The organism is Ensifer canadensis, assembly GCF_017488845.2.
GTDB lineage: Bacteria > Pseudomonadota > Alphaproteobacteria > Rhizobiales > Rhizobiaceae > Ensifer > Ensifer canadensis.
This window is the reverse complement of record NZ_CP083370.1, coordinates 2,496,014-2,516,009: the sequence shown is the minus strand read 5'-3', so window position 1 is coordinate 2,516,009 and position 19,996 is coordinate 2,496,014. Positions and strand designations below refer to the sequence as shown.

The 19,996-nt window shown below is 62.0% G+C and carries 19 protein-coding genes and 1 pseudogene; 5 read left to right on the top strand and 15 right to left on the bottom strand.

Features of this window, described 5'->3' with window-relative positions; translation table 11 throughout:
• Window positions 1-263: 263 nt before the first annotated feature.
• Window positions 264-734 carry a MaoC family dehydratase gene (locus J3R84_RS12270; protein ID WP_025427941.1) on the bottom strand — a complete coding sequence of 157 codons (471 nt, stop codon included), beginning with the start codon at window positions 732-734 and terminating at the stop codon, window positions 264-266.
• The gene (locus J3R84_RS12265) at window positions 734-1,186 is read right to left on the bottom strand and encodes a MaoC family dehydratase (protein ID WP_203529131.1); all 453 of its coding nucleotides are present in this window, start codon (window positions 1,184-1,186) and stop codon (window positions 734-736) included. The genes J3R84_RS12270 and J3R84_RS12265 overlap by 1 nt, the downstream gene beginning before the upstream one ends.
• Before the next feature lie 252 nt (window positions 1,187-1,438).
• Here J3R84_RS12265 and J3R84_RS12260 point away from each other — a divergent pair, with 252 nt between their 5' ends.
• Window positions 1,439-2,545, top strand: coding sequence for a hypothetical protein (locus J3R84_RS12260; protein WP_207207678.1), 1,107 nt, complete (start codon window positions 1,439-1,441; stop codon window positions 2,543-2,545).
• A 150-nt stretch (window positions 2,546-2,695) separates the two neighbouring features.
• Here the strand turns inward: J3R84_RS12260 and ychF are convergent, their stop codons facing one another.
• The gene (gene ychF, locus J3R84_RS12255; protein WP_057208775.1) at window positions 2,696-3,799 is read right to left on the bottom strand and encodes a redox-regulated ATPase YchF; all 1,104 of its coding nucleotides are present in this window, start codon (window positions 3,797-3,799) and stop codon (window positions 2,696-2,698) included.
• A gap of 204 nt (window positions 3,800-4,003) precedes the next feature.
• Here ychF and clpS point away from each other — a divergent pair, with 204 nt between their 5' ends.
• Entirely contained in the window at window positions 4,004-4,315 is a 312-nt protein-coding gene (clpS, locus tag J3R84_RS12250; protein WP_025427937.1) for an ATP-dependent Clp protease adapter ClpS, read from the top strand.
• A gap of 3 nt (window positions 4,316-4,318) precedes the next feature.
• Here the strand turns inward: clpS and J3R84_RS12245 are convergent, their stop codons facing one another.
• The 6 genes and pseudogenes from J3R84_RS12245 to J3R84_RS12220 form a co-directional block, all read right to left on the bottom strand.
• Complete coding sequence (locus tag J3R84_RS12245; RefSeq protein ID WP_025427936.1) at window positions 4,319-4,771, bottom strand: GNAT family N-acetyltransferase; 453 nt, start codon at window positions 4,769-4,771, stop codon at window positions 4,319-4,321.
• A gap of 3 nt (window positions 4,772-4,774) precedes the next feature.
• The gene (pth, locus tag J3R84_RS12240) at window positions 4,775-5,494 is read right to left on the bottom strand and encodes an aminoacyl-tRNA hydrolase (RefSeq protein WP_025427935.1); all 720 of its coding nucleotides are present in this window, start codon (window positions 5,492-5,494) and stop codon (window positions 4,775-4,777) included.
• A 62-nt stretch (window positions 5,495-5,556) separates the two neighbouring features.
• A complete protein-coding gene (locus J3R84_RS12235; protein WP_025427934.1) occupies window positions 5,557-6,291 on the bottom strand; it encodes a substrate-binding periplasmic protein in 735 nt (244 codons plus the stop codon).
• Between the two features lie 30 nt (window positions 6,292-6,321).
• A pseudogene (locus J3R84_RS12230) lies at window positions 6,322-8,693 on the bottom strand (putative bifunctional diguanylate cyclase/phosphodiesterase).
• A 283-nt stretch (window positions 8,694-8,976) separates the two neighbouring features.
• Complete coding sequence (locus tag J3R84_RS12225) at window positions 8,977-9,585, bottom strand: 50S ribosomal protein L25/general stress protein Ctc (RefSeq protein ID WP_025427932.1); 609 nt, start codon at window positions 9,583-9,585, stop codon at window positions 8,977-8,979.
• 233 nt (window positions 9,586-9,818) lie between these two features.
• Entirely contained in the window at window positions 9,819-11,000 is a 1,182-nt protein-coding gene (locus tag J3R84_RS12220) for a benzoate/H(+) symporter BenE family transporter (protein WP_025427931.1), read from the bottom strand.
• A 248-nt stretch (window positions 11,001-11,248) separates the two neighbouring features.
• Between J3R84_RS12220 and J3R84_RS12215 the strand changes: the two genes are divergently transcribed.
• From J3R84_RS12215 to J3R84_RS12205, 3 genes are all read left to right on the top strand, one after another.
• Entirely contained in the window at window positions 11,249-12,205 is a 957-nt protein-coding gene (locus J3R84_RS12215) for a helix-turn-helix domain-containing protein (protein WP_025427930.1), read from the top strand.
• A gap of 267 nt (window positions 12,206-12,472) precedes the next feature.
• Window positions 12,473-13,981, top strand: coding sequence for an aldehyde dehydrogenase (adh, locus tag J3R84_RS12210; protein ID WP_203529133.1), 1,509 nt, complete (start codon window positions 12,473-12,475; stop codon window positions 13,979-13,981).
• Between the two features lie 199 nt (window positions 13,982-14,180).
• Window positions 14,181-14,573, top strand: a complete 393-nt coding sequence (locus J3R84_RS12205; protein WP_025427928.1) for a DUF779 domain-containing protein — start codon at window positions 14,181-14,183, stop codon at window positions 14,571-14,573.
• A gap of 85 nt (window positions 14,574-14,658) precedes the next feature.
• On the opposite strand, the gene J3R84_RS12200 is transcribed toward J3R84_RS12205, so the two are convergent.
• The 6 genes from J3R84_RS12200 to pgeF all read right to left on the bottom strand — a co-directional run bounded on the left by J3R84_RS12200 (window position 14,659) and on the right by pgeF (window position 19,779).
• Entirely contained in the window at window positions 14,659-15,012 is a 354-nt protein-coding gene (locus J3R84_RS12200) for an EF-hand domain-containing protein (RefSeq protein ID WP_025427927.1), read from the bottom strand.
• Window positions 15,013-15,029: 17 nt separating this feature from the next.
• Entirely contained in the window at window positions 15,030-15,269 is a 240-nt protein-coding gene (locus tag J3R84_RS12195; protein WP_025427926.1) for an OmpA family protein, read from the bottom strand.
• Window positions 15,270-15,785: 516 nt separating this feature from the next.
• The gene (locus J3R84_RS12190) at window positions 15,786-16,718 is read right to left on the bottom strand and encodes a ribose-phosphate pyrophosphokinase (RefSeq protein WP_025427925.1); all 933 of its coding nucleotides are present in this window, start codon (window positions 16,716-16,718) and stop codon (window positions 15,786-15,788) included.
• Between the two features lie 208 nt (window positions 16,719-16,926).
• A complete protein-coding gene (locus J3R84_RS12185) occupies window positions 16,927-17,742 on the bottom strand; it encodes a hypothetical protein (protein WP_025427924.1) in 816 nt (271 codons plus the stop codon).
• Between the two features lie 89 nt (window positions 17,743-17,831).
• Complete coding sequence (locus J3R84_RS12180) at window positions 17,832-18,983, bottom strand: M24 family metallopeptidase (RefSeq protein ID WP_025427923.1); 1,152 nt, start codon at window positions 18,981-18,983, stop codon at window positions 17,832-17,834.
• Window position 18,984: 1 nt separating this feature from the next.
• Window positions 18,985-19,779 (bottom strand): peptidoglycan editing factor PgeF, encoded by a 795-nt coding sequence (pgeF, locus tag J3R84_RS12175; RefSeq protein WP_025427922.1) that lies wholly within the window; start codon window positions 19,777-19,779, stop codon window positions 18,985-18,987.
• Window positions 19,780-19,996 lie beyond the last annotated feature (217 nt).

Below are 19,996 nucleotides of genomic sequence, written 5' to 3'. Positions count from 1 at the left end.
ATAGCCCTCCGTTCCTTTCTGTCGAAGTTCCCACGCGTGCTGGCCTTTCGGCCACTGGCGCGGAACTCTGAAGGTCCGAACGGATTTTACGCCCAAATCGTTCCTGATTTAAGGAATAACGGGGACGCGCGTCGTTTGGACGGGCGACGGTCGCTCAACAGAGCGTTTCCGGGTTAACCGGAGTTACGGAAACGCTCTATCTCTTTATTTCCAAGCATTTCTTGACTGAAAGCCTCTTGGCGTTTTTCCTGGAGATGCCCTGGCTAAACGAACTCGATGACCTTGCTTTCGAAACGGATGACCGCCTCGCCGTGCTGGTTTTCGCCTTCGCAGAGGATCGTGTTGATCCGCCAGCCCGGCCGCGAAGCGAGCGTGCGGCTTTCGAGGAACGTGACGGCATAGGTCACGGTATCGCCGGCATAGACCGGCTTCAGCCATTTCAGATCCCGGAAGCCGGGCGAGGGGCCGAGCCGTGGCGCGTGCAGGCCTTCGGCCGCAAGCCGCCGCTGTTCGTCCTTCCAGAACCGGACGAAACACTGCATCCATCCGGCCGCGGTGTGCCAGCCGGAGGCGCATAGACCGCCAAACAGCGAATGCCGAGCCTCTTCCGCGTCGAGGTGGAACGGCTGCGGATCGAAGTCACGGGCGAAGCGGACGATATCCTCGGCGGTAAAGGCCAGGGTGCCGATGACGGTCCTGCGACCGGTGGCGTAAAACTCCTCCATCGTCATCATTAATTCTGACCTTTGTCGCGGCAGCGGAAGAGCACGGTACATTCCGAAACCGCCACCGGTTCGCCGGTCTGGTTGACGATTTCGTTGCGGAACTTGACGATGCCGAGGCTCGGCTTGGACTTCGACCGGCGCGCTTCGAGCACCTGGCTGAAACCGGTGAGCACGTCGCCTGCTATCACCGGCTTCTTCCAGTCCATGAAATCGATGCCGGGAGAGCCTTGAGACGAAGAATGGCCCATGAAGGCGTCGAGCATCATGCGCATGCCGACGGCGCTGGTGTGCCAGCCGGAGGCAGAGAGGCTGCCAAGGATGCTGAGTTTGCCAGCTTCCTCGTCGAGATGCATCGGCTGCGGGTCGAATTCACGGGCAAAGGCGATCATGTCCGCAGGCTTCATTTCGACCGGCTTGTAGTCGAAGCGTCGCCCTTCGGAAAAATCCTCGAAATACAGCATGCTGAGTTGTCCCGTCTGATTTGCTGACGCTTTACGTACTGCATAATTTCTCAAACCGGAATCGATTTAAGCGGGAAATTAAGCAGTGGCTTTCAAACGTTAGAGCGTGCCTCATTCGTCATCTCTGACCTGTGGCGCTCTCGTGTCGGTTGATGCCACCGTATCGTGGAATTTCCAGGTTGCGCATGCCGATTGTTCATGCAACCACCTGATTTATGGGTGTATCGACCGGCTTTTGATTGAGGAATGCTCGTGACCGAACTGAACAGGGCGCTCGCAGGCGCTGCCGAAAAAGGGATCATCTCTGCCCGTCAGGTGAGCGATCTCGAAGCCTATCTCGCTGACCGTGGCATCAGCTTCGGGCCGGTGGCACCGGATGCTGCCGCCGACCGGGACGATGCGGCGTTCGATGCCCGCGCCGCCGAAGACAGCGAACAGCCGCGGTTCGTCAGGGGATTTCACGATATCCTGATCACGATCGGCGTCGTTGTCGTGCTGATCGGCCTCTGGGGCTTGGGCGGCCCATTCGTAACGCTGCCGGTCATTCTTGGGCTCGCGGAAATCCTGGTGCGGCGCCAGCGGCTGGCGCTGCCGTCGGTGGCGCTGACGGTTGCTCTCGTGCATTGGGTCGGGACGACGTCACTGTTGTTCGTGAGCGAGCATGATGATGCCTGGAAGCCGATGGTCTTTGCACTCGCCTATCTATCAGCGTTCCCGATCCCGCTTGGTCTGTTCTACTGGCGCTATCGCGTTCCGCTGGCGCTGGCCGGTCTGATGGTGTCGGTCGCACTCATCTGCGTGGTCGCGATCCTTCTTGCCTTCGAGAGGAGCTTGGGGATCGACCTCGCCAACGACGACCATTTCATGCTTCTCGCGCTCACCGTTCTTGTCGGAGCCCTGGGTCTCTTTGCGACCGCCATGCGCTACGACGTTTCCGATCCACAGCGTGTGACGGCGCGCTCCGATACGGCGTTCTGGCTGCATCTGGCCGCCGCGCCCGCATTGCTCTACTCGCTGATCGGTCTGGTCTTCGTGTCGAACGGCCGCGGCACGTGGTGGGACGGGCAGGCCGGGCTTGGCCAGGCGATTGCCGCCATTCTGATCGTTGCCCTGTTCATGCTGGTCGGATTGGTCATCGACCGCCGCGCCTTCGTCACTTCAGGGCTGTTGTCGCTCGGAGGCGCGATCTGGACGATGCTCAACCAGACCGGCGCGTCGCTTGACAACTACGTCTTCGTTGCCTTCGCGGCGGTCGGCGTCACCGTGCTTTTCATCGGCATTTTCTGGCAGAAGCTGCGGCGCATTGTCATGAACCTGTTGCCGGAAGTGATTACGGCGCGGTTGCATGCCGCGCCGTAATATCGGGTAACGCGCGTTGCGATCTTTCAGATCGCTTTCTGCGCTTTAAGCTCTTGTTCTTTGCGCATGTCGTTATCGCAAAACCGCAGCACACTTTTGCGCGACATGCTTCAATGGCTGCGCGCGTGAAGCGCGCCTCATCTCATTGTCTTACGTGTTGAAGCGGAAGTGGATGACGTCGCCGTCCTGGACGACATATTCCTTGCCTTCGTCGCGGGCCTTGCCGGCTTCCTTGGCGCCGACTTCGCCGCCGAGCGCAATGTAATCGTCGAAGGCGATGGTGTTGGCACGGATGAAGCCGCGCTCGAAGTCGGTGTGGATGACGCCGGCGGCCTGCGGTGCCTTGGTGCCGCGCGGGATCGTCCAGGCGCGCGTTTCCTTCGGACCGACCGTGAAATAGGTGATGAGATCGAGCAGCTTGTAGCCGGCGCGGATCAGGCGGTCGAGACCAGCCTCCTCGAGACCGAGCGCGCTCAGGAACTCCTTGGCTTCCTCTTCCGGCAGCTGCGCCACTTCGGATTCGATCGCCGCCGAAATCACGACGCTTTCAGCGCCTTGGGTCTTTGCCATTTCGGCAACCGCGCGGGTGTGCTCGTTGCCGTCGACGGCATCGCTTTCCGCGACGTTGCAGACGTAAAGCACGGGATGGGCGGTCAGGAGATTGAGGCCCTGCAGAATGCGCAGTTCTTCGGCATCAAGCTTGGCAAGCAGCGTGCGCACCGGCTTGCCGTCCTGCAGCAGCTTCAGCGACGCGTCCATGATCGGCAGCTGTGCCACCGAATCCTTGTCCTTGCCGCCGGCGCGCTTGCGGGTCTGCTCGGTGCGGCGCTCCAGGCTGTCGAGGTCGGCGAGCATCAGCTCGGTCTCGATCGTCTCGGCATCGGCGACCGGGTTGATGCGGCCTTCGACGTGGGTGATGTCGTCATCTTCGAAGCAGCGCAGCACGTGCACCACCGCATCCACTTCGCGGATGTTGGCGAGGAACTGGTTGCCGAGGCCTTCACCCTTCGACGCGCCGCGCACCAGGCCGGCGATGTCGACGAAGGAGATGCGCGTCGGGATGATTTCCTTCGACTTGGCAATGTCGGCCAGCTTGCGCATGCGCGGATCGGGAACCGCGACTTCGCCGGTGTTCGGCTCGATCGTGCAGAACGGATAGTTGGCAGCCTGAGCCGCCGCCGTCTTGGTGAGTGCGTTGAAGAGGGTGGACTTGCCGACGTTCGGCAGCCCGACAATACCGCATTTAAAGCCCATGGCTAAAACCTGTCGTTCTCGAATTCGTTGGGCGTGGCTATGGGATAAAGGAGCCGAACGGTCAAGCCTTCGCGCGTTTCGGCGCGGTGAAGGAGCGGGCTTTTGCTTGATTGGCGGTGTCTGGCGTACGATATTGAGTGGCAGCGTCCTGGGGCCGGATGGCCAACCGCGACCGCCTTCCTGTCATCAACGGGTGGATTTCCGATGAGTGACGACGATCTTGCCGCAAAACCGAAGCTGAAGCCGAAACCGAAGCTGGAGCGGCCGAAGCTCTACAAGGTCATTCTCGTCAATGACGACTACACGCCGCGCGACTTCGTCGTCATGGTACTGAAGGCCGTGTTCCATATGAGCGAGGAGGCGGGCTACCGGGTGATGATGACGGCGCACAAAATGGGGGTTTCCGTCGTTGTCGTCTGCGTGCGCGATATCGCCGAGACCAAGGCAAAGGAGGCGACCGACCTCGCCAAGGATGCCGGCTTCCCGCTGATGTTCATGACCGAGCCGGAGGAGTGACGGTCAGGGGCGGCGGATCTGATAGCCGGTCTTGTCCTGCCGGAAGCCACAATTTTCGTAGAAACGCAGCGTCGCGGGATCCTTCGACCCCGTCAGCAGCATGACTTTGTAGCAGCCGGCGGCCCACGCATCGCCGATGGCATGCAGGATCAAAGCGCGGGCAAAGCCGCGCTTGCGAAAGGCGGCCGAAGTGACGACGTTTTCGATGAGAGCGTAGGGTGCGCCGCCCCGCGTCAGGTTCGGCACGACGACCGACGTGACCGATGCGGCGGCGACATCGCCGGCAAACCCGATGAAGACCGTCATGCCGGGTTGTGCAAAGATTGCCTGAAAGCGATCGGTGGCGAGGGTTGTGTCGAGCGAAGGGTCGTCCGGGTTCAGTTCGCCATAAAGCGCAAGAAGTCCCGGCAGATCGTCTGCCGATGCCGCACGGATCGCGAAGGGCAGGGGCGACACCTGTCAGTCGCCCTTGGGGCCGAACAGCTTCTTCAGCATGTCGGCCATCGGACCGCTCGTAGGCAGCTTCTTCGGCTGAGCCGAATTGCGCGCCTGATGGATATGGGATTGCGCGCCCTGCTTCTTTTGCGCCTGCGGCTTGTCCTCGTCCGGCTTGCCGCCGGTCGCAAGCGCGATCTTGTTCAGAAGCTGCGAGTCCTCACCGCGCACCAGCATGTCGGCATTGTCGGCGATGGCGTCGAGCAGCGGCACCAGCCAGGTCTGGTCGACCTTGGCGAAATCGCCGAGCACATGGGCGTGGACGAGGTCCTTGACGCCAGGATGGCCGATGCCGAGCCGCAGACGGCGATACTCCTTGCCGCAATGGGCGTCGATCGATTTGATGCCGTTGTGGCCGCCGTGGCCGCCGCCGACCTTGATGCGGGCTTTTGCCGCCGGCAGATCCAGCTCGTCATAGATGACGGTGATATCCTTCGGATGCAGCTTGTGGAAGCGCATGGCTTCGCCGACCGCCTCGCCGGAGAGGTTCATGAAGGTCTGCGGCTTCATCAGCAGAACCCGTTCGCCGCCGATTTCACCCTCGGCGATCTCGGACTTGAATTTCTTCGACCAGGAGGAAAAGTTATGGCGGCGATGGATGACGTCGACAGCCATGAAACCGATATTGTGGCGGTTTGAGGCATATTTCGAACCTGGATTGCCAAGTCCTGCAATGATCAGCATGTCGTTACGCTCCGTCGGGCTTTCCCCGCTTCACGAGCGCGAAACGCCATCAGAGTCAATCCTTATTTCGTTGCCTGTTCGCTTCCGCTCGGCCGAACGCCGTAACGATCGAAGATCGCATCCTGGGTGCCGTTGCCGATCAGGCGGTCGAGTTCGCGCTGCATCTTCTCGACCGTTTCCTTGTCCATGTCGCGATGGCAGGCGATGCCGTAATATTCTCCTTCCAGCATCAATGCCGCCTCGACGGGCTTGCCCTCGGCACGCATGCTTTCGAAGGTCTTCTCCGATGTCATCATCAGGTCGATGCGGCCGCCGATCAGTTTCTTCAGCGTCGAATCGAGATTGGTCGCATAGTCGATCTTCTCGAAGCCGTGTTCCGTGAGGTAGGTGGCGGAAAAATCTTCCCGCTGGGTGCCGATGGTGAACCGCTTTGCCGCATCGATCGAACCGGGGGCGGTGTCAGATCCCTTGCGCCGGACCATGATCATGTGGTCGACGAGCAGCGGCTGCACCCACTGGAACAGCTTTTCGCGCTCGGTGTTGCGGCCGGTGGTGAAGACGCAATAGGACGCATCGGTTTCTGCCAGCATGTAGGCCCGCGCCCAGGGCAGGACTTCGATCGTATAGGGAAGCTTCAGCCCCTCCATGATCGCGGTTACCTGCTCGACCGAGGCGCCGCTTGCGCCGCTCGAAGTCGAGAAGTTGTAGGGCGGGTAGTCCTCGGTGACGAATTTGATCGTCTGTGCTTCGGCGGCGGTGGAAAGGCCGAGGAACAATGCCAGGATCAGCTCTTTCACGCCTTGCTCCTTCGCGCCAGTGTCTGGCCGTTATGCCTGGATGTTGGCCTTGACTTCGGAATCGCTCTCCAGCATGGCCAGCATCTTGCCGATCGGCATGGGGCGGCTGAAAAGATAACCCTGCCCACAATCCACACCAAGCTTGCGCAGGAGTTGCCACTGCTCCTTGGTCTCGATGCCTTCCGCGACCACGGTGCAGCCCATCTGGTGCGAGATCGTGCGGATGCCCTTGATCAGCATCCGGCTCTTGCGGCGGATATCGGCGGTGCCGGAGCTGAGCGAACGGGTGAAGGACTGGTCGACCTTGACGATGTCGACCGGGAAGCGGTTGAGGTAGCTCAGCGACGAGTAGCCCGTTCCGAAATCGTCGAGCGCGATCCGGCAGCCGAACTCGTTGAGCTGCTTCAGCACCGCGTGCACTTCCGGATTGTCGAGCATCAGCACCGCCTCGGTGATTTCGATGACGATCCGGTTCGGCGAAATATGGTGTTTGAGGAGCAGGGCCGCGAGCTTGTGCGGCAGCGTAAGCTCGAACTGCAGCGGCGAGAAGTTTACCGCGAGATAGGTGTTCTGCGTGCCGTCGAGGGCGGAGATATCAGCCAGATGCCGGATAGCCTTTTCGAGAATGCAATCGCCGATGCGGGCGATCGTTCCCGTTTCCTCGGCAATGCCGATGATCTTGCCCGGCGGCATCACGCCCTTTTCCGGGTGGTTGAGGCGCATCAAGGCCTCGAAGCCGGCGATCTGGCCGTCGCTGAGGCTGACGATCGGCTGCAGCCACGCCTCGAAGTGATCGTCCTTGAGGGCCGCTTCGATGCACTGTTCGATCTCGTGGCGCTCGCGCGCGGCATCGAGCATGCTGGCGTCGAAGACCTGCAGACCGTTCTTGCCGTCGCGTTTGCGCGCATACATCGCCATGTCGGCGTTGAGCAGCAGGTCCGAAGCATTCTCGGCGTGCTCGGGATAAACGGAGATGCCGACGCTGGCGCTGACGAAAAGTTCGTTGCCGGCAATCGGCATCGGCTCGCGCAGGGCACTGACGATGCGCTCGCCGATTTCAGACGCAAGAGTGGCGACGTCCTTATCCGATACCAGGATCGCGAACTCGTCACCGCCGAGGCGTGACATGACATCGTCAGGGCGCAGGGTTGCGCGGATCAGCTCGACCGTGTGGCGCAGAACCTCGTCGCCGGCGGCATGGCCGAAATTGTCGTTGATCCACTTGAAGCGGTCGAGGTCGATGAACAGGCAGCCGACCTGGATGCCGCAGGCATCGGCGGTGACGATCGCCTCGTCGAGTGCCGCCTCGAAGCCCTGGCGGTTGAGAAGGCCGGTGAGGTGATCGGTGATCGCCTGGGCATGGTTGCGGCTTTCGGCCTGCTTCAACGCGGTGACGTCGGTCATGACGGATAGCGACAGGTCGCCATCGCCGGCCGTTTCCGTCTCCAGGATCAGCACGGTCATGAACGCGCCGTCTGCTTTGCGGAAGGGGACTGTGACCTCGCAGATGTCGTGGTCGCCGACGGCAATCGCCTTGGCGTGGCTGCGGTAGGTCTCGTGCCAGTGCGGGTCGATGAAATCGGTGAAATCCTCGCCGATCACCTGTTCGCGGTGATAGCCGGTTGCCAGCAGCCAGTAATCGCTGACGGCGCAGAGGCGGTTGTCGGTGTCGAGCGAGAACAGCATCGCCGGGGTCAGGTTGTAGATGTCGGTGGCGCGCTCATGCGCGCTCTTCAACTCCATCGACTCACGCTCGAGCCGGTCCTGCATCTCGTTGAAATTGGCAGCCAGCGCGCCCATTTCGTCGTCCGAGGTCCAATCGACCCGGTGGCGCGAGCCCAGGCGCCGGGTCGCCTCTATGGCGGACGTCAAGCGCATCAGTGGGCGAATGACGGTGAAGCGGTTGCCGATGAGCGCGGCGGCAAAGACGGTGGCTACGGCAATCAGCAGGATGGCGAGGATAGCCAGCTCGTCCTTGCTGAACTGCGATAGCAGGCCGGGTGTCGGCGCGCGCACTTCGATGCTGCCGATTTCCTTGATGCCGTCGATCGAGTCGTAGGAAATGGGTGTTTTCAGGCTGCGGCTGTCGCTGTCGATGCCGAGGCCGCCGGAGGGCATCTGCGCGAGGTCGAGCCGGAGGTGTCGCGGATGGTGACAGCGACGATATCGGTGTCGTTCATCAGCGAGCGGGCGATGCGCTTGATGCCGTCGCTGTCGAAATCCCAGATCGGCTTGCCCAACGCTTCGGCGCTTGCGCCCATCAGAAGCTCGATGTTGTGCAGGCGCTCACGGGCGGCGCGTTCGCTGGAGATGCTGAGGAAGAGCACGAAGAGTGGGGCAACGAAAACCAGCATTGCACCGCAGACAATCGCAATAAATCGGTTCTCGACGGAATGCATCACTGGACGCATCCCCCAGGCGTTGCCACTCGTGTCATTTCGGATTCTCTTTAGACGCTTGCTTACAAATTTCCCCGGCGCAAGAACATCATCAAAACCTTAAATGTTGCTGAAATTGCTACGTGACAATTCGTGAGGAAGCCTGCTCGATTGCAGGACAGGGACAGCACGGCGGCAACCGGTGCGTTCAACGCAAAAGGCCCGCCTCGTTTGACGGGGCGGGCCTTTCAATGGGTACCGCAGGGTATCCGGCCGATGCCGGATCGCCGCTTCACCTCAAGGTGAATCAGGCTTCTGCTTCGCCTTCTTCTTCTTCCTTCAGACCGCCAGCCGGAGCAGCGATCGTGGCAACCGTGAAGTCGCGGTCGGTGATGACCGGGGTCGCGCCCTTCGGCAGCTTGATGTTGGAGATGTGGATCGCGTCGCCGACCTTGTGACCCGACAGGTCAACGGTCAGGAATTCCGGAATGTCGTCGGCAGCAACGGCCAGTTCGACTTCGTGGCGAACGATGTTGAGAACGCCGCCGGCCTTGAGGCCCGGGGACTTCTCTTCGTTGACGAAGTGAACCGGAACCTGAACGGTGACCTTGCTGTCCTTGGAGACGCGCAGGAAGTCAACGTGCATGGTGAAGTCGCGGACCGGATCCAGCTGGTAGTCCTTCGGCAGGACGCGGATCTTTTCGCCGTTGACGTCGATGACCGCAACGGTGGTCATGAAACCGCCGGCGTGGATCTTCATCGTCACGTCCTTGGTGGACAGCGCGATCGAAATGGGGGCCTGCTTGTCACCGTAGATGACAGCTGGGATAAGACCGTTGCGACGGAGTTCACGGGAGGACCCCTTACCAACCCGTTCGCGCGTCTCGGCCTTGAGCTCATAAGTTGCGTGGCTCATAGGTAGACCTTTCTATGTCTAATTCTGGAGAGTTCATCCGCAATGCGGAAAAACCGAAGCCGCATGGGCTTCATCCGCGTTGCCTCCAAGGGTGTCTACGCGGACGGGCGGTGCATAGACGAGATCACCCGCAAATGCAAGCTTTGCCGCGGTTTTAAAGCATGTGGCGCAGAGTGCACAGCGGTTTTGCGATAACGACTTGCGTGAAATCAAAGTGCGAAGGCGCGTCGCGCTCAGGCCTTTTTGCGCGTGAAGCGCGCCAGCGCCAGCATCAGGCCACCGGCGATCAGCCCCCAGAAGGCGCCCGAAACGCCGCCGAAGCTGACGCCGGAGGCGGTGACCAGGAAGGTGATTGCGGCCGCCTCGCGTGTCCTGGCGTCGGTGAAGGCCGCCATGGCGGAGCCGGCAAAGGCGCCGACAAGCGCAAGACCGGCGACTGCCTCGATCAGCACCGATGGTGCGAGGCTGACGAAGGTGGTGACCGCGCCGGCGAGCAGGCCGAAGATGACATAGAAGATGCCGGCATTGATCGTCGACCAGTAGCGTCGCGCCGGATCCGGATGGCTGTCGGCGCCGGCACCCATGGCCGCCGTGATCGCCGCAAGGTTGACCGCATGGCCGCCGAAGGGCGCGCTCAGCATCGAAAACAGGCCGGTCGTCGCGAACAGCGGGCCGGGGGTGGGGTTATAGTCATTGACCTTCATGACGGCGATGCCGGGAATGTTCTGCGACGCCATTGTAACGATGAACAGCGGCAGCGCGATGCTGATCATCGCAGGCGTCGTGAAGGCGGGCATCACGAATTCCGGCCGCGGCACCAGAGCCGAAGACAGCTCGGCCAGGGCATCAGCAGGCATTTCGACGCCAAAGGCGATCACCAGCACGAAGGCGAGCAGGGCGGCCGGCACCGCATAGAGCTTGTTGACGCTGCCGACGATCGCCCAGGCCAAGAGGATCGGCAGGCCGAACAGCGGATTGAAGCCGATCGCCTTGACCGGGGCAAAGCAAAGGCTGAGCAGGACGCCGGCCAGCATGGCATTTGCCAGTGTCGCCGGAATGGACGAGACCATGCGGCCGAGCGGCTTCCAGAGGCCGGCAATAACGATGAGCAGGCCGCAGACGAGGAAGGCACCGACCGCGGCGTTGAAGCCGCCCTCGACCATGCCGGAACTGGCGAGCAGCGCGGCACCAGGCGTCGACCAGGCGACGCTGACCGGCAGCCGGGTCACGGCACTGAGGATGACGGCGCATACGCCCATCGAGATCGACAGCGCCATCAGCCCGGATGCGGCCTGTGCTTCTGTCGCACCGACGCCGCCAAGGCCGTGAAGGACGACGGCGAAGGAGCTGGCGAAGCCGACAAAGGCGATCAAGAGACCCATGAAGAGGCTCTGGAGCGAGAAGTCACGAAGCATGGCTGGCAACCGGTTGTTGTGAATGAGTGTCGGATGATGCTCGAACTCGCGTATCATATTCCGCCGGCGTGTCGATACCGCCGGCGTGATGAACGCATCAAACGCGCTGATGCGGGCATGAAGGTGGACCTTCGTCTTGCTGGACCTCTCATCCAATCGATGCCTATAGTATGGCCAAAGCAGGCTCAGCCGTTTGGGAGATCGGGTGGGACTTGCGTTGCCGGACGTGGCTTGCAGGGAGGAAACCGATGCCTGCCGTCAGGGATCATACGGAATACGTCTATCAGGTTGCGCACCGGTCCTCGGCGGCTGCAAGCTCGCCGGTGGCCGCATCCTGGCGCCGCTGCATGACGCTCCATGGCCTGGCACCTGAGGATCGGCGCACACCGGTTCGACTTTCCGATAGCGAGTTCCGATTGGCGCGGCAGCGATCGGCCGAACTGATCGCCGAGGCGGGCGGCGAACTCGACCGGCTGTTTGCGACGGTCGGCAAGGCCGGCTGCTGCCTGCTTCTGACCGACGACAAGGGCGTGGCGCTGGAGCGGCGTGGTGCGGTCGGTGACGATGCGGATTTCCGCGATGTCGGACTGTGGTCAGGAACTATCTGGAGCGAGGCCAGCGTCGGCACCAACGGCATCGGCACGGCGATCGCCGACGAGCGCGCCGTCATTATCCAGCGTGATCAGCATTTCCTCAGCAGCAATATCGGGCTTAGCTGCACGACCGCGCCGATCCGCGATCACCTCGGCCGGCTGGCGGCGGCGATCGACATCTCCACCTGCCGCGATGATGCGTCGGAGATCACCGTCTCGCTTTTGTCACAGGCCGTGCGCGATGCGGCCGCGCGTATCGAGGCGGGGCTCTTCCGTCGAGCCTTTGCCGGATCGCGGATCGTGCTCGTGCCGATCGACCGGGCAGGGCCGGCACTTCTGGCTGTCGATCGCGACGACCTCGTCAAGGGCGCGACACGCGCGGCGCGGCAATGGCTCGGACTCGACGACAAACGCATCGCCTCGGGCATTCCGGCATCCGATCTTCTCAAGGAGGATCCGTCCGGCGACGGGAGCGAGCTTCCCGATGCCGAGCGGGCCGCGCTTCGGCGCGTGCTGTCGCGCGCCAATGGCAATGTGTCGATGGCAGCCGAACTGCTCGGCATCAGCCGCGCCACGCTTTATCGCAAGATGAAACGGCTTTCGGTTAACTGAACTTTTACCTCATCTGAGGCTGCCCCCTCATCCTAACCCTCTCCCCGCTGGCGGGGAGAAGGTCCCGGCAGGGGGATGAGGGGCGGAAGCGGCTCGAATCACTCATCAACGCGCCGCTTATTGCGCTGCAGCACGCTGACCTCAGCCCAGGTGTCTCACATCTGAAACAGATCGCGTCGCTGGCGATCGTGCCTCACTATCGAACACGCACGTTCGGCTTCACCTTCCTCTCACAGCTTTGGTTGCTGTTCACAGGGAGGAATGAACATGTTGCATCAGAAGATCGTCGAGAGCCCGTTCAAGCAGAAATACGGCAACTTCATCGGCGGTGAATGGCGCGAGCCGGTGGCCGGGCGCTATTTCGACAATACGACGCCGGTGACCGGCGGCGTGCTGTGCCAGGTCGCGCGCTCGGATGCGGCCGACATCGAGCTTGCGCTCGACGCTGCCCATGCCGTCCGCGAGAAGTGGGCGCGCACGTCGGCTGCGGAGCGGTCGAACATCCTGATGAAGATCGCCAGCCGCATGGAAGACAATCTGGAGCTTCTGGCGCGCGCCGAGACCTTCGACAACGGCAAGCCGATCCGCGAAACCATGGCCGCCGACATTCCGCTGGCGATCGATCATTTCCGCTATTTCGCCGCCTGCATCCGCGCCCAGGAAGGTTCTATCGGCGAGATCGACCACGACACGGTTGCCTATCATTTTCACGAGCCGCTCGGCGTCGTCGGCCAGATCATCCCCTGGAACTTCCCGATCCTGATGGCCGCATGGAAACTCGCGCCGGCGCTGGCCGCTGGCAATTGCGTGGTGCTGAAGCCGGCCGAGCAGACGCCGGCCTCGATCCTGGTCTGGGCAGACCTCGTCGGCGACCTGTTGCCGGCCGGCGTGCTCAACATCGTCAACGGTTTCGGTCTTGAAGCCGGCAAGCCGCTGGCCACCAGCCCGCGCATCGCCAAGATCGCCTTTACCGGCGAGACGACAACCGGGCGGCTGATCATGCAATATGCCAGCCAGAACCTCATTCCGGTCACGCTCGAGCTTGGCGGCAAGTCGCCGAACATCTTCTTCGCCGACGTGCTGGCCGAGGACGACGACTATTTCGACAAGGCGCTCGAAGGTTTCGCGATGTTCGCGCTCAACCAGGGCGAAGTCTGCACCTGCCCGAGCCGCGCCCTGGTCCAGGAAAGCATCTATGATCGCTTCATGGAGCGGGCGTTGAAGCGTGTCGAGGCGATCCGACAGGGCAACCCGCTCGACAGCGCCACGATGATCGGCGCGCAGGCGTCGAGCGAGCAGCTCGAAAAGATCCTCTCCTATATCGACATCGGCAGGCAGGAGGGCGCTGAGGTGTTGACCGGCGGCGGCCGCAACGTGCTCGAAGGCGAGCTGGCGGAAGGCTTCTACGTCAAGCCGACCGTCTTCCGCGGGCACAACAAGATGCGGGTGTTCCAGGAAGAGATCTTCGGGCCGGTGGTGTCCGTCACCACCTTCAAGACCGAAGCGGAAGCGCTGGAGATCGCCAACGATACGCTCTACGGCCTTGGCGCCGGGGTCTGGAGCCGTGACGCCAACCGTTGCTACCGCTTCGGCCGCGAGATCCAGGCGGGCCGGGTGTGGACCAATTGCTACCATGCCTATCCGGCCCATGCGGCCTTCGGCGGCTACAAGCAATCGGGCATCGGTCGCGAGACCCACAAGATGATGCTCGACCATTACCAGCAGACCAAGAACATGCTGGTGAGCTACAGCCCGAAGGCGCTCGGCTGCTTCTGAGGCTTCGCCATCGTTCCCTCTCCCCTATGGGAGAGGGCCTCCCAGGTGTGGCCGAGGGCTCTTCTCCAGCTCTCGCCCTCGGTCCACCCCGACTTTGAAAACGCAAGGCGCGGCGCTTGTTTCAAGGCGCTTGATTCGCGCATATCGTCATAGCAAAACCGCTGCACACTTTTGCGCGACATGCGCAAGGAGGCTCAACATGACCACCACCGAACCGCGCGTGCTGGCGACCGACGCGGCGCTCGAGTTCATCGCCGAGATCAGGCGCGATCATCCCGACATCCTGTTCCATCAATCGGGTGGCTGCTGCGACGGCTCGTCGCCGATGTGTTATCCCGCCGACGACTACATCGTCGGCGACAATGACGTGAAGCTCGGCGAGATTGGCGGCGTTCCCGTCTATATCAGCGCCAGCCAGTTCGAAGTCTGGAAGCATACGCAGTTGATCATCGACGTGGTGCCGGGCAGGGGCGGGATGTTCTCGCTCGACAATGGTCGCGAGCGACGCTTCCTGACGCGTTCGCGCCTCTTCGGTGGTGGCGAGGCCTGCCCGCTGGCGGCCACAGCCACGGCGACAAGCGCCGGCGCATGACCGCTACTTCCGCCAGCGTGAGCTGACAGCCGTGTCCTCTGTTGCGCTGCCTTCGCGACCGTTTTTCGTCCGATCCGCGCGCGTTCTACTGCAGACTGCCGTCGCCGCCGCGGTCGGCCGCCTTGAAATCGGCCATCACGCTGTTCAGGAACTCGCTTTGGGTGATCTTGCCGTCGCGGTTCACGTTGATGGCGGCAAACTGTTGGGCGTTAAGGACAGGCGCTACCTCGTCGGCGCTTAGAGTGCCGTCCTTGTTCTTGTCCAGATTTGCGAAAGCCGTTGTCATGAAGGCCTGATATTCGGACCGGCTGATCACGCCGTCGCCGTCGCGGTCGAGCCGATCCATTTGCCCCTGATACATCGCCGCAGGCTTATCCTGTGCGGCGACCGGAGCGAACTGGCAAAGCACGGATGCCATAAGGAGAGTCACTTTTCGCATCTCGTAGCCTTTCGCAATCAGCGGCAAGTCAAGGCATTACCAACCGCACCGCCAAGGGTGGCGCCGCCGCCGACAGCCCAGAGCTGACCGGTGCCTGCGCCGATGGCCGAGCCGGCGAACCCGCCAAGGATTGCGCCGCTGACGGTCCCGGCAAGGCAGCCGAAATCGCCGGTGCTCGTCCGAGAGTACGTAGCAGATTGGCAACCAGACAAGGCGAGGCCGCCTGCAAGAATGAGGGTTAGCGTACAGTTACTCATCTTTTCCTCCAAAATTATCCGGGGTGATCGGGATAGATCGGGGAGCCGCCATTTGCGTGGCGCTGCATGGAAGTAACGTTCCGATTATGTTCTTCTAAGAATCAAAAAGGCTTCTGTTCGATCAGAAGCACGTCATTGATGAACAATGCTGTCTGCAGAGAAAGGTGTCAGCAACAGCGGGCAGATGTTACCCCTTGGGATGGAAGATGACAACTCTCGGGGGCCGTTGCTACAGCGCCGCGCCTCCAACTAGACGCGCAAAGATTGCTGTAGCGCTTTGATTTACTGCATAATTCTTTCGCTAGACCGTTTTCGATTTAACGAAAGAATTATGCGCTAAGGCATGTCGCACAAGAGTGCACAGCCGTCTTGCGACAACGACATGCGTGAAATCGAGCCTTGGAAGCGCGTTGCATAGGGCTGCCTAAACGCAACGCGCTTTTCAGGAACGACAGAAAATGGGCGCCAAATCCCGCTTGACGAAGACGGATGCTTTTGCGGGCGGCCGAGCCTCTCTCAGTCGAAGAGGCTCGAAACCGATTCTTCCTGGCTGGTGCGGTTGATCGCCTCGCCGAGCAGAGTTGCCGTGGTGATGACGCGGATGTTGTGCGCCGACTGAACCGCCGTCGTCGGCTGGATCGAGTCGGTGATGACAAGTTCCTTAAGCATCGACGAGGTGACGCGGGCAACCGCGCCGCCGGAAAGCACGCCGTGGGTGATATAGGCGGTAACGCTCGTTGCGCCGTTCTTCAACAGCGCTTCGGCCGCGTTGCAGAGCGTGCCGCCGGAATCGACGATGTCGTCGATCAGCAGGCAGTCCTTGCCCTTCACGTCACCGATGACGTTCATCACTTCGGATTCACCCGGGCGGTCGCGGCGCTTGTCGACGATGGCAAGCAGACAGTCGAGACGCTTGGCGAGCGCACGGGCGCGTACCACGCCGCCGACGTCGGGCGAAACGACCATGACGTTCTTCAGGTCGTAGTTTTCCTTGACGTCGCGGGCGAGGATCGGGATCGCATAGAGGTTGTCGGTCGGAATGTCGAAGAAGCCCTGGATCTGGCCGGCGTGAAGATCGAGGGTCAGCACGCGATCGGCGCCGGCCTCGGTGATCAGGTTGGAAACCAGCTTGGCCGAGATCGGCGTGCGCGGACCGGGCTTACGGTCCTGGCGGGCGTAGCCGAAATAGGGCAGCACCGCGGTGATGCGGCGGGCCGAGGAGCGGCGCACCGCGTCGATCATGATGAGCAGTTCCATCAGGTGATCGTTGGTGGGGAACGAGGTCGACTGGATGATGAAGACATCCTCGCCGCGCACGTTTTCGCCGATCTCGACGAAAATCTCCTGATCGGCAAACCGCCTTACGGTCGCTTTTCCAAGAGGCAGGTTGAGATAGTTGCAGATCGCTTCGGCCAGCAGCCGGTTCGAATTGCCTGCGAAAACCTTCATTGACGGACCGCCTTGAGCTGGCGCGGCTACCGTCCGGGTTCATTTCCGGGAGCGGCATTTTCCGCGCAGATTCCGAGAGCCATTCCAATCGCGGACATTCATTGCGGATGGCCGCCGTTCAGAGCTGATCGGCCGCTTTTTAGCGACACTGAACTTGAATGCAAGGGGAATGCTGCGCCGCGAAGCGCATTATCCTAAAAACTTTGTATCAACCGGGTCTGGATTGCCGCCATTCGAGGTAGGCGCTGATGGTTTTGGTGGCGATTGCCTGCATGGTTTCGGCCGGAATGCCCTCCCAGAGATCGGCACCGACAGTGGCAACTGAGTCCTGCCCCTGAATGCGGTGCAGCCGATTGCCGCTGCCGTCGAGCACATCCCAGACGTAGACGATCGTGGTCTTGCCATTGTCCTTCAGGGCCGAGAAGTAGCCCTTGAGGATATGTTCGCTGCTGGCATCGGCCGAACCCTTGATCGTCAGGCCATGGCTGCGCGCCTCGGCGCCGAGCTGTTTCGACAGCGGCGTGACGGCGGCGACAGGCGCGCCGATGATCGGCAGGAAGCGGATCGTCCCGCTCGTCGCCGTGCTTGCGGAAGGCACGGAGGCAACGGCCGGCTGCTGCTGCTGAACCTCTTCGGCAACAGGTTCGGATGTTTCCACAGGCGCCGGCTCGGCGAGCATCGTCGTGTTCTGCACCGGTTCCACACCGGAAGCCAGGCGACTTGCCTGCGCCTCAAGCGAGCCGGCGGGATCGGTGTAGGTGCTGTCGCCGGTCGCATATTCCGTCGGCATGCTGGCAGGTGCCGGCTGGGAGGCGAAGGCCCGGGTCCGCTGCACCGGCGAGCTTTGCACCGGAACGACGGCGGTCTGCGTCGACATCGATTCGAGGTCGGACTGCGTCACCGGCGGCGAGCGGAACGTTCCGCCGCCGACATCGACCTGCGGTATCAGCGCGTCCGTGCTGTTACAACTTGCCAGGGCCGCTACAAGGCCAAGGCTTGCGATGGGCGTGATAAGCTTTCGCATCGTTCAAACCGTCCGTCTTTCCTTCGCGGCAGTTCTGTGAAGTCATCTCCTGTTGTCTGCCATTTCAGCGCGAGTGTAGGCGGATTTCCCTAAGCAGAAATGAAGTCCAGCCCATAACGGGAAAGAGCACGCGGCGTATCGGTGGTTGTGATGTAGGTCTGGCCGAGCGTCATGGCCGTGCCGCTGTCGGAATCCATGATGATCATGTGCACGAACAGCGACATGTCAGGCTCGATCTCCTGCGGGTTGCCGACATGGAACATCTGGTGCTCCATCCAGGACGGCGAGAAGCGCGCGCCCAGCGAATAACCGCAGGTGTTCAAGCGGTGCCGGGCCAGGCCGCGCTCGTCCATGATCTTGGCGTGCACGTCGAAGACCGTGCCGAAGGTGTTGCCGGGGCGCAGCACCATCTCGATCGCCTGGATGGTCTCACGGCAGGCGCTGTAAAGCTCGCGGTGGCGGTTGGTCGGTTCGCCGATCACGACGGTGCGCATCATGGCGGCGTGATAATGGGCGCTGACGCCCGCCCATTCCAGCGTCAGCTGATCCTGGCTGTCGAGCAACCGGCGGCCGGCCTTGTAGCGGCAGAGCAGCGCGTCGGCGCCCGACCCGATGATGAACTCGTTGGCGGGGTAGTCGCCGCCGCCGGCAAGGATCGCTCCCTGCATCGCGGCAAGGATGTCAGCTTCGTTGCCGCCGGGGCCGATCAGCGGCAGCGCGGCGTCGAGCGCGTCATCGGCAAGGCTTGCGGCCTTTTCCACATGGGCGATTTCGGCCGGGCTCTTGATCAGGCGCAGCCGGCTGACGAGCAGCGAGGCATCGACGAGCTCGCCGAAGGTCGAAAGCTGGTTGTCGACAAGGCGTGCGGTGCGGCCGGTCATGCCATGGGTGTCGTATTCGACGCCGATGCGGCTGCCGAGCAGGTCCATTTCGCTCAAGAGGTTCTTCAGGTCCATCGTCGGGTCGGCGTTGACACGGTCGACCCAGATCTCGATGCGCTCGATATTGGAGGTGTGACGGGCCTGGCGCAGGTCGGCCGAGCGCGTCAAAAGCACCATTGAACCGTCCTTCTTGACCACCAGCGTCTGGAAGAAGCAGTAGCCGAAGGTGTCGTAGCCGGTCAGCCAGTACATGCTTTCCTGGGCAAAGAGCAGAACCGCGTCGAGCTTGTCTTCGCGCATCTTCGCGGTCAGCCGCTCAAGGCGGGCGGCATATTCCTCCTGGGCAAATTGAAGCGCCATGTCAGGTCTCCCGTATGCAAATTGCGGATATCTGCCGGCCGTAGTCCGGCTCCTGCCGATGCGTGGTGCGGCGGTAGGAGAAGAAGCGATCCTCGTCTGCATAGGTGCAGATGTCGAGGTTTTCGGCGGTAACGCCGGCTGCGGTAAGGCGTGCGATGGTCAGGCCCGGCAGATCGAACATGGCGTGGCCGTCGCGTTCGGATGGGTTGAAGAATTGCGCATAGCTGCCATCGGTCGCCAGGAACCGATCGACGAACTCGGCGCCGACTTCGTAGTTGCGCCGGCTGATCGAAGGTCCGAGACAGGCGACGATGCGTTCGCGGCTGGCGCCGAGCGTCAGCATCGCCTCGATCGTGCTTTCGAGCACGCCGCCGAGCGCGCCCTTCCAACCGGCATGGGTCGCGCCGATAACACCGGCGTCGGCATCGGCAAACAGAATAGGTCCGCAATCGGCCGACAGAACGCCAAGCACGATGCCGGGCGTCGCCGTCACCAGGGCGTCGGCCGTAGGTCGGCTGCCGTCGTAGCTTGCGTCCACGACGATGGCGTCGGGGGAATGGACCTGATGGACGGTGGCAAGCTGTTCCGGAGCGGCGCCGAACCAGCGGCTGACACGAGCGCGGTTCTCACCGACCCGCTCCTTGTCGTCATTCGAGCCGAGACCAACATTCAGTCCGCGATAGATGCCTTCGGAAACGCCGCCTTGGCGGGTGAAATAACCATGTGCGATCGCCGGACCGGCCTTGTCGCTAAAGAGCGAGCTTTGCACGGGGGAAAGCGCGGCATCATGCTGCATCGGTGTTTTCGCCCTTTGCTTTGACGTGAGTTTCAATGGGGTTGGGGGCACGTGTGGCCCGGTGGCTGGCGGCTGATTTGCCAGCGCGATGTTGACCCGCGATGGCGGGGCTGTCAATTGCCGAACGACAGGGGTGCCGTTCGGCGCGGGCTTAGGGCCGATGGCGCAAGGCGCCAATCCCAAGGCTCAAGGGGCGCAGGAACACCCCAGGCCCTCT